Genomic DNA, 12,944 nt, shown 5'->3' on the forward strand with positions numbered 1-12,944 from the left:
ATGGACGACGTGCTGACCGCCCCCATGGTCGTCGAGTTCCCCTTCACCCGCTCGCTCGGCCCCGTCCTCAGCGCCTTCCTCACCGGCCTGCGGGAGCGGACCGTCCTGGGCGTCACAGCGGCGGACGGCCGCGTGGTCGTACCGCCCACCGAGTACGACCCCGTCACGGCCGAGGAGATCCGCGACCTGGTGGAGGTCGGCCAGAGGGGAACCGTCACCACGTGGGCGTGGAACGGCGCCCCCCGCAGGGGACAGCCGCTGGCGCACCCGTTCGCCTGGGTACTGGTCCGCCTCGACGGCGCGGATACCGCCCTTTTGCACGCCCTCGACGCACCCGAGGGACCCGACTCGGTCACCACCGGCATGCGGGTGCGCGTCCGGTGGGCCCAGGAGCGCACCGGCGCCATCACGGACATCGCCTGCTTCGAACCCGCGCCCCACGACACCCCGCTCCGAGGCCGGCCCACGTCCCACCCCGGGACGTTCGCCGAGCCCGTCACCTCCCTCGTCGCCGCCGCCCGCCTCGACTACACCTACTCGCCAGGACGGGCCCAGACCCGCTACCTCAACGCCCTCGCGGAACACCGCACGAAGGGCGAACGCTGCCCCGAGTGCCGCAAGGTCTACGTGCCGCCGCGCGGCGCCTGCCCCACCTGCGGGGTGGCCACCGGCGAACAGGTCGAGGTCGGCCCGGCCGGCACGGTCACCACCTTCTGCGTCGTCAACATCAAGGCCAAGGGCCTGGACATCGAGGTGCCCTACGTCTACGGGCACATCGCCCTCGACGGTGCCGGACTGGCGCTGCACGGCCGCGTCGCCGGCATCCCCTACGACCAGGTGCGCATGGGGCTGCGCGTCGAACCGGTATGGACCGAGGGCGGCCGCCACCCGGACCACTACCGGCCCACGGGCGAACCCGACGCCGCCTACGAGACCTACAAGGAGCTGCTGTGACCAGCACGGAACCCGACCCCGGCCAGGTCGCCGTCGTCGCCTTCGCGCAGTCGCGCCACGCGCGCGCGACCGAGGGGCTGTCCGAGGTCGAGATGCTGCTCCCGGTACTGCGCGACGTACTCGGCCAGACAGGACTGTCCACCGGCCAGATCGACTTCACCTGCTCAGGCTCCTCCGACTACCTGGCGGGCCGCCCCTTCTCCTTCACGATGGCACTCGACGGGGTGGGCGCCTGGCCGCCCATCGCCGAGTCCCACGTCGAGACGGACGGTGCCTGGGCGCTGTACGAGGCCTGGGTGAAGCTCCTCACCGGCGAGGCGGAGACGGCCCTCGTCTACTCCTACGGCAAGTCCTCAGTCGGCGACCTGCCCGAGGTCCTCACCCGCCAGCTCGACCCCTACTGCCTGGCGCCCCTGTGGCCCGACTCCGTGTCCCTGGCCGCGCTCCAGGCCCGCGCGCTGCTCGACGCGGAAGCGACCAGCGAGCGCGAGCTGGCCGGTATCGCGGCACGCAGCCGCGCCGCCGCGGCCGACAATCCCCACGCCCAGGTGCGCGGCACCTCCCCGGACGCCGCCACCCTGCTGGCGGACGCCTACGTCACCCAGCCGCTGCGCCGACACGACCTGCCGCCCGTCAGCGACGGCGCGGCCGCCGTCGTGCTCGCCACAGGGCGCACCGCGCGCCGGCTCACCTCACGCCCCGCCTGGATCCGCGGCATGGACCACCGCATCGAGGCGCACAGCCCGGGCGCACGCGACCTCACCCGCTCGCCCTCGACCCGGCTTGCCGCCGAACACGCAGGCCTGTTCGACCCCGGGGCCCCGCCCGTCGACGTCGCCGAACTCCACGCGCCCTTCACCGCGCAGGAAGTGGTGCTCCGCGACGCGCTGCGGCTCGGCGAGGGCACCGCGGTCAACCCCTCGGGCGGCCCGTTGACGGCCAACCCGGTGATGGCGGCGGGGCTCATCCGCATCGGCGAGGCCGCGGCACGGATCGCCCGCGGCGAAGCCCGGCGCGCCGTCGCGCACGCCACCTCGGGGCCCTGCCTCCAGCAGAACCTCGTCGCGGTCCTGGAGTCCGACGGCCCTGCCGAAGACGGCTCCGCCGCAGGAGGCTCCGCCGAAGACGGCCTCGTCAAGGACGGCTCCGTCGAAGACGGCCAAGGAGGAGAAGGCGTATGAGCAACTCCGAGGTTCCCAGCGGTCGAGGGCGGGGCAAGGAGCCCGTCGCCGTCGTCGGCGTCGGCCAGACCAAGCACGTCGCGGCACGCCGCGACGTGTCACTCGCGGGGCTGGTACGGGAGGCGGCGCGGCGCGCGCTGGAGGACGCCGAGCTGACCTGGGGCGACGTGGACGCCGTCGTGATCGGGAAGGCGCCCGACTTCTTCGAGGGCGTCATGATGCCCGAGCTCTACCTGGCCGACGCGCTCGGCGCCGTGGGCAAGCCCATGCTGCGGGTGCACACGGCGGGTTCCGTCGGCGGCAGCACCGCGCTGGTCGCCGCCAACCTGGTCGCGGCCCGCGTCCACCGCACCGTGCTGACCCTCGCGTTCGAGAAGCAGTCCGAATCGAACGCCATGTGGGGCCTCTCCCTCCCCGTCCCCTTCCAGCAGCCCCTGCTGGCGGGCGCGGGCGGCTTCTTCGCCCCGCACGTTCGCGCGTACATGCACCGCACCTCGGCGCCCGGCCACATCGGCGCGCTGGTGGCCTACAAGGACCGCCGCAACGCGCTGAAGAACCCCTACGCGCACCTGCACGAAGAGGACATCACCCTGGAGAAGGTGCGCTCCTCACCGATGCTGTGGGACCCCGTCCGCTACTCGGAAACCTGCCCCTCCTCCGACGGGGCGTGCGCCATGGTGCTGACCGACCGCGCGGGCGCCGCCCGCACCCCGCGCCCACCCGCCTGGATGCACGGTGGCGCGATGCGCAGCGAACCCACCCTGTTCGCGGGCAAGGACGCCGTCTCGCCGCGCGCCGGCAGCGACTGCGCCGCCGACGTCTACCGGCAGGCCGGCATCACCGAACCGCGCCGCGAGATCGACGCCGTCGAGATGTACGTGCCCTTCTCCTGGTACGAACCGATGTGGCTGGAGAACCTCGGCTTCGCCAAGGAGGGACAGGGCTGGACGATGACCGAGTCGGGGGCGACCGAGCTGGACGGAGACCTGCCCGTCAACCCGTCCGGCGGTGTGCTGTCCACCAACCCCATCGGCGCCTCCGGCATGCTCCGCTTCGCCGAGGCGGCGCTCCAGGTCCGCGGGCTGGCCGGCGCCCACCAGGTCGAGGGGGCGCGCAGAGCGCTCGGGCACGCCTACGGGGGCGGCTCCCAGTTCTTCTCGATGTGGCTGGTCGCGGCCGACCCGCCCACCTCCTGACCCGGCCCGGGGCCGGACCCGGCTGCCTGACTGCTTGCAGAGAACACACGCCACCGCCTCCTCCCGCTGGCGTAGGCTCGGCGGGTCAGCCCGAGAAGCGAGGACGGCGAGGACACGATCGTGGCGCTGTGGGAGCGGGAAGCCGAATTCGCCGCCATCGAGCGGCAACTGGCCCGCTTGTGCGCCGCCTCCCCGAGCACCTGTGACGACGGCCGGGCCCGGGTGCTCGCCCTGACCGGAGCCACCGGGCTCGGCAAGACCGCGCTGTTGCACGAGACCGCCGCGCGCGCCTCGGCACGCGGGTGCACCGTCCTGTACGCGCGCGGCAGCGAGCAGGAGCAGGAGAGCGGCTTCCACGTGCTCCGGGCCCTGTGGGAGCCGGTGCTGCCCCTGCTCGACGCGCACGCGCGGGGCGGCGGCACCGACCTCGCCGCCGCGGCCGTCGGACTGAGCGCGCCGGCGTGCGCCGTCGGGCCTCCCCCGCACGCCGTGTACCGGGCGGTCGACCAGCTCGTGGCCCGTCTCGCCGCTCACCTGGCCGCGCGCGCCGCCCCGCTCGTCGTCCTCGTCGACGACGTCCACTGGGCCGACCCCGCGTCGTTGGCCTGGCTCACCCGCTTCATACCGCGCGCGCCGACGCTGCCCCTGCTGTGCGTGATCGCCTATGACTCGCGGGACGGACGCCCGGGCCTCGCGGAGCTGCGGAAGGCCCCGGGCGGAGCCCAACAGGTGCACGCACTGGACGCGTTGAGCGCACACGCCGTGGACGCCCTCGTGCGGGCCGCTTTCGAGGGCGGCCCCGAGGAGCCCCTCTTCGGTGGGGAGACGTCCTTCGCGCAGGAGTGCCGCACGCTGACGGCCGGTAACCCGCTCGCCGTCACACGGCTGCTGGACCGGGCCGGGGAGGCCGGCCTCAAGCCGCACCGTGACAGTCTGCCGCGGCTGGCCGAACTCGCCCCGACGGTGTGCGGGCCCGGCTTCCACGAGCACCTGCAGGGTTTCGGGCCCGACTGCGTACGGCTGTGCTGGGCCGTCGCCGTCCTCGGCGCCGCCGCCACCCTCCCCCTCGCCACCCGCGTCGCAGGGCTCGGTGCGCAGGCCGCCCGCCGCGCGGCCGGCACACTGCGCCGCGCACAGGTGCTCGACATGCCCCCGCGCGCACCGGACGGCACCCCGCCGGCCGCCGAGGAGGCGGTGTGCTTCACCCACCCCTCGTTCGCGGGCGAGGTCTACCGCGCCATACCCTCCGGCCTCCGCACGGCCCTGCACGGTCAGACGGCCGCCACGCTCGCCCTGACCCGCCCTGGCCACCTGGCGAGCGCGCACCATCTGCTGGAGGTCCACCCCGACGCCGATCCCACCGTGGTGGCGGAGCTGCACCGTGCCGCACGCGCGTACGCGAGGGCGGGCGCACCCGAGGCCGCGCACCGCTGCCTGGGCCGCGCGCTCAGCGAGCCGCCCGCCCGCCAGGACCGTCCCCTGCTGCTGTACGAACTGGCCTGGGCCGCCCTGCGCTCCGGTGCCCCTGCCGGCGCGGTCCACCACCTGCGCGCCGCTCTCGCCGAGCCCGACTGCGACGCCCCTGTGCGCAGGCGGGCCACCCGCCTGCTGGCGCTCGCCGAGCGGCGGTCCGCCGACCGGTGACCTCTGCGGCGATCCCTGCCCGAGGCCGCCGCCCGAGGACCCTGCCGGAGGCCGCCGCCCGAGGGGGCCCGGAGGTGGGGCGTGACGGGACAAGGGGGCAGCGGAAGCGCGGTATCGGCCACGTACTATTGCGGCATGTCGTTCCTCCGCCGCCGCAGCGCCTCCGTGCCCGCAGGGCCGGACTTCGATGTCCTGGCCATGGACCCGTCCGACTGGCCGGGGAATCTCGGCGCGGGCCTGCTGCCCGCGCCGGACGGCACCTGCCAGGGCGTCTTCCTCCGCTACGACCTGTTCGGCGGCCGGGGACCCGCCATGGTCATCGGCAACCTGCCCGAGGGCTCGCCGGCGCGGGAGATCGACGAGGGGGACGTTCCGTTCGAGGTGGCGCAACTGCTGTCCGCGCTGGAGAACGACGAGCACGTCGAGGTCGTCGGCTCCGAGGACGACCCGGTGATGCACGAGGACAACCTGCTCATCGTACGTCGCGTCAAGCTGTCGGAGGACCGGATCTCCTGCGTCCAGTTCGACCGCAGCGACGGCGTGCTGGTCACGATCGCCAGCTGGGACCGTCCCATCACAGGCGACCTGTACGCCCTTCTCAAGCCGCTGCCCGCGGAGATGTTCCAGCAGTAGCGCACGTCCTCCGTGCGGCGGCAGGCCCGCAGGTGAGGCGAGAGGCGCCGCCGACCCGGATCGCCCGCGCGGGCGGCGGGCCGTGCCGGGCCTGCCGCGTTGCCTCAGCGCACCAGCCGCACGTCCTCCGCCTTCACGAACGCCACCCGGTGGCCGAGCTGGATCTGGTAGTACTTCTGCTTCCCGCGCACCACCTGGAAGTGTTCCGCCTCGGGGTCGTACTCCACCGCGTACAGATACTCGCCAGGCGTCCGCAGCCCGGTGACGTAGCGCTGTCCTGCCGCCACCTTGTAGGGCAGCGGAGAGAGGGCCTGTACCGGCACGTCCTCGGGATAGGCCTCCGCCTCCGGATAGGCGCGCCCGTAGACGGGGATCTCGTCGCGCCCTTCGCGCGGTTCGACGAGGGTGCCACGGGCGGGTACGGCCACCGGCCCGTCGGACGGATTGCGGAACCAGGCCTTCCGGCCGAGGTACCAGATCGCCGTCCACTCTCCCTTGCGGTCCGCGACCGCGTACTGCTGCCCGGCGGTGACCCGCGCCCCCGTGTCGTTCACCCCCGTCGTCGCGGGAGAGCCGTCCGGCCGCAGCCCGACGTCGTTGACCAGCGGCGAGGAGGCGTCAGGCGCCTGGTGCAGCCGGACGGCGGAAGAACCGTGTTCCGGGCACGGCTCGCCCTCGGACGCGCAGCCGGTGAAGACCGGCTGGTTGCCGTCGTAGGAGGGCCGGATGGTCACCACGCCGGACTTCGGGCCGCCCTTGGGCGTGAACGGCTTGCCCAGCAGCGCGAAGTAGTGCTCCCAGTCCCAGTACGGGCCCGGATCGGTGTGCATGCCCTTGATGCCGGAGGTCGTCGTGGCGGGCACGTTGTCGTGGCCGAGGACGTGCTGCCGGTCCAGCGGAATGTCGTACTTCTTGGCGAGGTACTTCACCAGCCGGGCCGAACTGCGGTACATGGACTCGGTGAACCAGGCGTCCGGTTCCGTGAGGAAACCCTCGTGCTCCAGACCGATCGACTTGGAGTTGACGTACCAGTTCCCCGCGTGCCAGGCGGCGTCCTTGTTGCGCACGTGCTGCGCGATGTGCCCGTCCGAGGAACGGAGGGTGTACTGCCACGACACGTACGTCGGGTCGGTCACCAGATCCAGCGTCCTCTCGTACACCTCCTCGGTGTCGTGGATGACGATGTAGTCGATCTTCTGGGACCGGGGCCGCCGCGTCCTGTCGTGGTTCCCGTAGTCCTCCTCGCCCGAGCTGTTGGTGAACTTCTCGTACGGCGCCGGATACCACTCGCAGTCCACGTTCCGCGGGCACTCCGCCTTGCCGTGCGGCGAGCGGGAGCGGTCGGCTGCGGCCGGAACACGCAGCTTCGGACTGGCGTCGAGCGTGACCGTCTCCCCGGTGTCCGTGGTACGCCGCTCGCCCTGGCGCACCACGTCGAACACGTCGCCGGCGAACGCCGTCGCGCTCGGGTCGCCCTCGCCGCCGCCGGGGAAGGCGGCCACCGCCTCGTACCAGTCCGCCGGGTCGGCGCTGAGCGGGTGGCCCAGCCGGCGCTGCGCGTCCGCCAGCAGCGCCGCGCCGCCCCGTACGTTGGCCGCGGTCGAGGAGCGCAGCGCGTCGTGGGAGAGTCCCGTCAGCTCGGCGGCCCGCTCCAGCGTCCGCAGCCGGGCGGGGAGCCGCTTCGGCGCCTTCTCAGCCCGCTTCGCCTTCGCTTCGGAGTGCTCGTCCGCGATCCGGGGCGGGCGCGCCGCATCTCCACGGGCGTCCTGCGTGCCCGCGTGGTCGCGCGGCCCGGAGGCGGCCAGCGCCGCGCGCGCGTCCGTCAGGTGCATCGGTCCGAAGCCGCCGGACACGCTCGCCGCGCCCCGGTGGGCGTCCCAGCGCGACTGCAGGTACGAGACGCCCAGCAGCAGGTTCTCCGGCACGTCGTACTGGTCGGCGGCCGCCGCGAACTGCGCCTGGAGGCTGGGCGCGGGCCGGTCCGCCGCCCGGGTGCCGGCCGTCAGCAAGGGCACGACGAGCGCCGCCGCCACCACGGGCACGGCGACGGAGCGGACAGTGCGCCCGCGCCGGGCACCGGCGTCCCGTCTGCCGGGGCGTCTGCCGTCGGGTGTGCTCTCGGAATCACGGAAGGGTCGTGGCAATGCCGCCTCCTCGGAGAGTGCGCCGTGCGATCACGGGCGCGAGCAGTCCTCAGACGTACCGACTTGCCGACGATCCGTCAATCATTCCGCGCGCAACGGGACGGCGCATGTCGTCGGGTGGGCGAGGCGTCACCGGTCAGACCGGTGACGCCCCCGACGATCCCCCTGAGCCGGGCCCTTCTCTCCCGAGCGATTCCGTCGCCTGACCGGACCGTCCCGGCCGACTCGTCGGAGCGCTGCGAACGGGCCTTCGCAGCGCTCCGGCCGCCGCCTCAGCGGGTGCCGACAGCGGCCCGGACAGCGCGGCGCGCCGTGCCGCAGTCCTCGTGCAGCCTCCGCAGCAGCAGCCGTTGCGCCTCGCCGGTGGGCATCACGCCCGCCCGGACCGCAGCGGCGGCCTCCGCGGCACCTTGCGGCGAGGGGTCCCGCATGGTGCGCTGCACCGCCGTCTCGCAGGTGCGGATCTCGCGGGTGAGGATCATCATCAGGTTCACCAGGAAGGCGTCACGCGCTGCCGGACCCGCCTTCTGGGCGAGCTGGCTGAGGTGGCGACGCGCCAGCGGGGCGTCGCCCAGCGCCGTCCACAGGGTCGCCAGGTCGTACCCCGGCAGATACCAGCCGGCGTGCTCCCAGTCGACCAGTGCGGGGCCCGTCGGGCCCAGCATCACGTTGGTCAGCAGAGCATCGCCGTGGCAGAACTGCCACGGCACGCTGCGCCTGCCGCCGGGGCCCCCCGGCTGCACCAGGCCGTGCAGCAGCTTGTGCAGATCGCCCAGGTCGCGGTCCGTCAGCAGGCCCTGCTCGTGGTAGCGCTCCAGCTTCGCCGGATAGTCGATCGGGCGCTCGAACAGCGCTCCCGGTGGCTCCCAGTGGTTGACCCGGTGGAAGGAGCCGAGCACGGCTCGCAGGTCCGCGGCCGGGGGCGCCTGGAGAGGGTGACGCTGAGCGGCGGCCACCCGTCCCGGTACCCGTTCGATGACCAGCGTGCAGGTGTCCGGATCGGCCGCGATCAGCCGGGGCGTGCGGATCGGCGGGCGGTGTCGCACGAAGGCCCGGTAGACCGCTATCTCGTGCTGGAACCGCTCGACCCACGCGGGGGAGTGGTCCAGCAGGCATTTCGCGATGACCGTGTTGCGGCCCGCCGTGCCCGCCAGGAGGACCGAACGTCCGTGCTTGCGGAGCATCTGGACGGGGGCGAAGTCCGGACAGACGCGGTGGATCGAGGCGATGGCGGCACGCAGCTGTGCGCCGTGCGGGCCGGACAAGTCCAGCCTCCCGCTGACGGGTTGGGACGCGGTTCCGGCGGGCGCGCGTCGCGCGGGGTGCGCGCCGGCGTGCGGACCGGGCGGACCCGGAGTGCGCGGCGGTCCCGGCGTGCGCGGGGGTTCGCGCGACGGCTCGGGGGCCAGCACGGCCGCTCGCCTTCCGTAAGGTTGCTGCGGGACCACGTGGGGCCGACGCTGCACGGACACGGGGGATGGTGCTGAGTACATGGCGCGCGAGATCCCTTCGTGTGCCGACGGGTTGCCGCGCCTCCCCGGCTGCCCGTCGCGGGCAGTGCACCCTGGGGAATGCCGGCCCTGACGGCGTGACCGGGGTGGCGCGTTCCTACACGACACCCGGCCGCGGGTGGCACACCATCTGGCGGACCCTGGCGAACCCTGGCGAATGCGCTCGGGGCCGCCGCACCGAGTCGTACTGAAGTTACTGTCAACTCAGCCGAGAACCTGGGGGCTTGACGTGACCAAGGGACCCAACGCGCGCCTCGCGGACCTCTTCGCCCTCGCCGGCTGGTCGAAGGGCGAACTCGCCCGGCTGGTCAACCGGCACGCGGGGGTCATGGGGTATCCGCAACTGGCGACCGACACCTCACGGGTGCGGCGTTGGATCGACACGGGGGAGACCCCGCGCGACCCGGTGCCCAAAGTGCTGGCGTCCCTGTTCACCGAGCGACTCGGCCGTGTCGTGACCACAGAGGACCTCGGATTCAGCCGACCGGGGCAGACGGCTTCGGGCGAACCCGCCGAGGGGGTGCCCCTGCCGTCCGGGCAGGTTGCCGCGGTCCTCACCGAATTCACGGGAATGGACCTCATGCTCAACCGACGCGGCTTGGTGGGTGCGGGCGCCGCGCTCGCCGCAGGATCGGCACTCAGCAGTGCCCTGCACGACTGGCTCACGGCGGCACCGACGGGCGCTTTGGCCCAGGGCGGTGCGGGCCACGGCGGACCGGCGGTGGCCGCTCCAGCCGCCTACGACCGCTACGAGGCGACCCCGGTGGGGCTCCAGGAGGTCGAGGCACTGGAACACTCCGTCGAGGTCTTCCGTGCCTGGGACGCCGCTCGCGGCGGCGGCCTCCAGCGCAAAGCGGTCGTGGGACAGCTCAACGAGGTGGGCGGCATGCTCGCCTACCATCAGCCGGATCCGCTGCGGCGGCGCCTGTGGGGCGTCGCGGCCAACCTCGCGGTCCTCGCCGGATGGATGTCGCACGACGTGGGCCTGGAGCCCACCGCGCAGAAGTACTTCGTCATCGCCGCGCACGCGGCCCGCGAGGGCGGGGACCGCCCCCGCGCGGGCGAGGCGCTCTCACGCGCCGCTCGCCAGATGGTGCATTTGGGACGGCCCGACGACGCCCTCGACCTGGTGAAACTCGCCCAGGCGGGGTCCGAGGACGGAGCACTGCCCCGTACGCGCGCCATGTTCCACACGATCGAGGCGTGGGCGCAGGCGTCGATGGGCCGCGGCCAGGAGATGCGCCGCACCCTGGGCCGGGCCGAGGAAATGTTCGCCTCCGACGCGGGAGACGTGCCACCGCCCAGCTGGATGCAGATGTTCGACGAGGCCGATCTGCACGGCATGGAGGCGCTCGCCTTCCGCACCCTCGCCGACCACGAGCCCGTCGCGGCCAAGACCGCCGAACGCCACGCCAAGCGCGCCCTGGTGCTGCGCGAGGAGGGGCGCCAGCGTTCCCAGATCTTCGACTACATCTCGATGGCCTCGGCCTGCTTCATCTCCGACGACCCCGAACAGGCCGACCGCTACGCGCGCCTCGCCCTGCTCTCCATCAGCGAGAACTCCTCGCACCGCACCTGGGACCGGCTCCGCGAGATGTACCGCCTCACCGGCCAGTACGCGGGCTACGCGACCGTCGAGCACCTGCGCGAGGAGATGCGGGACGTGATGCCCCGCGCGCCCAAGCCGTCCCGGGGCGGCAGAGGCCTCAAGGACGCCGACGAGCTGAAGCGGGCGCCGGGTGACGTCAGAGACATCCCAGGCTCCCGTGGCTCCCGGGGGGCCAGGTCCGTGTGAACCGATCGACGCCGGAGCGAACCGCCCGGCCCGCTCAGCGGGTGCGGGCGGTTTCGCCGAGCGGCGTGCCCGGACAGCGGAACCGTCAGGGTGTCACGCGGGCGACCAGCACGCAGGCGTCGTCCTCACGCGTGCGGTCGTCGAACTCCTCGGCGATCATCCGGACGCACTCCTGGGCGGACGAGGCCGAGGCCAACCGGCCGGCCACGGCCAGCAGCCGCGCCGCGCCCGCGTGCGGAGTGCCCGCGTGCGCCGCGCTCGCGTGCGGGGCGCCCGCGTGCGCGGCGTCCTCTCGGCCGGGCGCCTGCGACCGCGGCGCGAGGCCGTCGGTGTGCAGCACCAGCAGGTCACCGGGCGACAGCTGTGCGGTGCGCTGCCCGTAGCGCGCCCCCGAGGTGACACCCAGCAGCACGCCCTCAGGGCGTGGCAGCACCTGTCCGACCCCGCCGCGGATGAGCAGCGGCGGCGGGTGACCCGACTGCGACCACGTGAGCGAGCGGGTGCGCGGCGTGTAGTGGCAGCACAGGGCGCTGCCGAGCGAGGGCTGGGCGGCGGAGTCGAGCAACTGGTTCAGGTGGCCCATCAGCGGCCCGGGCCCCACCCCCGCGACCCCCATGCCCCGCACGGCGCCCAGCAGCATCGCGACTCCCGAGGTGGCGGCCACCCCGTGCCCCGTCAGATCCCCGACCGTCAGCAGCGTGGCGCCGTCCGGCAGGCCCAGCGCGTCGTACCAGTCCCCGCCGATCAGCGTGCTGGTCGCGGAGGGCAGGTAGTGCGCCGCCAGGTCGAGCGCACCGCCGGTCCGCGTGTCACCCTGCGGGAAGCGCAGTGAGCCCCGCCAGGGAGGCAGTACGGCGCGCTGGAGCTCGACGGCCAGTCGGCGCTCGGTCTGTGCGAGGTGCGTCTCACGCTGGAGCGAGTCGCGCGTCTCGCGCACCGCGCGCTCACTGCGCCGCAGCGCGCTGACGTCCCGCACCACCGCCCACATCGAGGCGGTGGCTCCGTCGTCGTCGAGCACCGGTTCGCCCACCAGGTGCACCGTGCGCACGGAGCCGTCCGGGCGCACCAGGTGAAACTCGTGGTCGATGGCCCTCCCGTCGACCAGGCAGTCGGTGAACGCGGTGGCGAGACCCGCCTGTTCCTCCGGTACGACCCACGAGGGGAGTTCGTCCAGGGAGAGCGGGCCGTCCTCCTCGGTCCTGCCGAAGATCCGGTAGAGCTCGGGCGACCAGGAGATGTCGTCGGTCAGCAGGTTCCAGTCGGCGCTGCCGACCCGGCCGACCAGCTCGGAGGCCGCGTTCCTGCGGGGCGTGGCGAGGGTGCCGTAGGCGGCGCCCGCGCTTACACCCCGCGGGTCGTCGGACGGGAGGTCGTGCGGCGGTGGACCGTGCGGTGGCAGCTCGTCCGGCGGCAGGTGATCCCGTGTCGGTCCGCCGGCCGGTGCACCGCGACCCGGCGCACCGGGATCAGGGGCGGTGGGAGCCATCCCTTCGCGTAACTGGTCCAGCTGGCCGCCGAGAGCGTCGAGCTGGTGCACGGCGAGTTCGCACAGTGCGCGCTGCCACCTGGCGCGGAGGGCCGCCTCGCCGATGCCCTGCTCCATGGCGCTCGCCGCGTGCGGACCCGCCTCGGGCCCGCTCCCTCCCGCGCCGCGTCGCACCGCGTCGAGACCGCCGCGCAGGGTGCGGGCCTGGGTGATCAGAGCGTCCAGCGTGCCGCGGTCCGGAGGCTGAGCGGCGGAGTGGTCCGCATGCGCAAAGGAGGACATGGAGGGCTCCGATACGGGGGAGAGTCGGTTACGACTGTCGCACAGCCGACGACTGCCCGTAAGGGATTCGGCCACACTCGATCCGGTGGTGCCGCTGTCATATGTCAGCCGCGCGACG

The 12,944-nt window shown here is 73.6% G+C and carries 9 protein-coding genes; 6 read left to right on the top strand and 3 right to left on the bottom strand.

Annotated features, from left to right (window positions below):
* The 5 genes from DTL70_RS27765 to DTL70_RS27785 all read left to right on the top strand — a co-directional run bounded on the left by DTL70_RS27765 (window position 1) and on the right by DTL70_RS27785 (window position 5,608).
* Window positions 1-954, top strand: a complete 954-nt coding sequence (locus DTL70_RS27765) for a Zn-ribbon domain-containing OB-fold protein (protein ID WP_114024754.1) — start codon at window positions 1-3, stop codon at window positions 952-954.
* Window positions 951-2,135, top strand: a complete 1,185-nt coding sequence (locus DTL70_RS27770; RefSeq protein ID WP_245979865.1) for a thiolase domain-containing protein — start codon at window positions 951-953, stop codon at window positions 2,133-2,135. The genes DTL70_RS27765 and DTL70_RS27770 overlap by 4 nt, the downstream gene beginning before the upstream one ends.
* Window positions 2,132-3,331 carry a thiolase domain-containing protein gene (locus tag DTL70_RS27775; protein WP_114024756.1) on the top strand — a complete coding sequence of 400 codons (1,200 nt, stop codon included), beginning with the start codon at window positions 2,132-2,134 and terminating at the stop codon, window positions 3,329-3,331. Before DTL70_RS27770 ends, DTL70_RS27775 begins: the two co-directional genes overlap by 4 nt.
* Window positions 3,332-3,451: 120 nt before the next feature.
* Window positions 3,452-4,975 (top strand): AAA family ATPase, encoded by a 1,524-nt coding sequence (locus DTL70_RS27780; RefSeq protein WP_114024757.1) that lies wholly within the window; start codon window positions 3,452-3,454, stop codon window positions 4,973-4,975.
* 135 nt (window positions 4,976-5,110) lie between these two features.
* Entirely contained in the window at window positions 5,111-5,608 is a 498-nt protein-coding gene (locus tag DTL70_RS27785) for a hypothetical protein (RefSeq protein ID WP_114024758.1), read from the top strand.
* Between the two features lie 104 nt (window positions 5,609-5,712).
* Here DTL70_RS27785 and DTL70_RS27790 read toward each other — a convergent pair whose 3' ends face one another.
* Together DTL70_RS27790 and DTL70_RS27795 are read right to left on the bottom strand one after the other, a co-directional pair.
* Window positions 5,713-7,752, bottom strand: coding sequence for an N-acetylmuramoyl-L-alanine amidase (locus tag DTL70_RS27790; protein WP_114024759.1), 2,040 nt, complete (start codon window positions 7,750-7,752; stop codon window positions 5,713-5,715).
* A gap of 272 nt (window positions 7,753-8,024) precedes the next feature.
* Complete coding sequence (locus tag DTL70_RS27795; protein WP_245979867.1) at window positions 8,025-9,245, bottom strand: aminoglycoside phosphotransferase family protein; 1,221 nt, start codon at window positions 9,243-9,245, stop codon at window positions 8,025-8,027.
* 247 nt (window positions 9,246-9,492) lie between these two features.
* Between DTL70_RS27795 and DTL70_RS27800 the strand changes: the two genes are divergently transcribed.
* Window positions 9,493-11,058: a DNA-binding protein NsdB gene (locus DTL70_RS27800; RefSeq protein WP_114024761.1), complete on the top strand. Its 1,566-nt coding sequence runs from the start codon at window positions 9,493-9,495 to the stop codon at window positions 11,056-11,058.
* An 85-nt stretch (window positions 11,059-11,143) separates the two neighbouring features.
* Here DTL70_RS27800 and DTL70_RS27805 read toward each other — a convergent pair whose 3' ends face one another.
* On the bottom strand, window positions 11,144-12,826 hold the full coding sequence (locus DTL70_RS27805; RefSeq protein ID WP_114024762.1) for a PP2C family protein-serine/threonine phosphatase: 1,683 nt from the start codon (window positions 12,824-12,826) through the stop codon (window positions 11,144-11,146).
* Window positions 12,827-12,944 lie beyond the last annotated feature (118 nt).

It is taken from the genome of Streptomyces diacarni, from assembly GCF_003323715.1.
Taxonomy (GTDB): domain Bacteria; phylum Actinomycetota; class Actinomycetes; order Streptomycetales; family Streptomycetaceae; genus Streptomyces; species Streptomyces diacarni.

Coding starts and splice junctions, on each gene's coding strand:
- DTL70_RS27765 (WP_114024754.1), top strand. CDS start 1: ATGGACGACGTGCTGACCGCCCCCATGGTCGTCGAGTTCCCCTTCACC.
- DTL70_RS27775 (WP_114024756.1), top strand. CDS start 2,132: ATGAGCAACTCCGAGGTTCCCAGCGGTCGAGGGCGGGGCAAGGAGCCC.
- DTL70_RS27785 (WP_114024758.1), top strand. CDS start 5,111: ATGTCGTTCCTCCGCCGCCGCAGCGCCTCCGTGCCCGCAGGGCCGGAC.
- DTL70_RS27795 (WP_245979867.1), bottom strand. CDS start 9,245: ATGTACTCAGCACCATCCCCCGTGTCCGTGCAGCGTCGGCCCCACGTG.
- DTL70_RS27805 (WP_114024762.1), bottom strand. CDS start 12,826: ATGTCCTCCTTTGCGCATGCGGACCACTCCGCCGCTCAGCCTCCGGAC.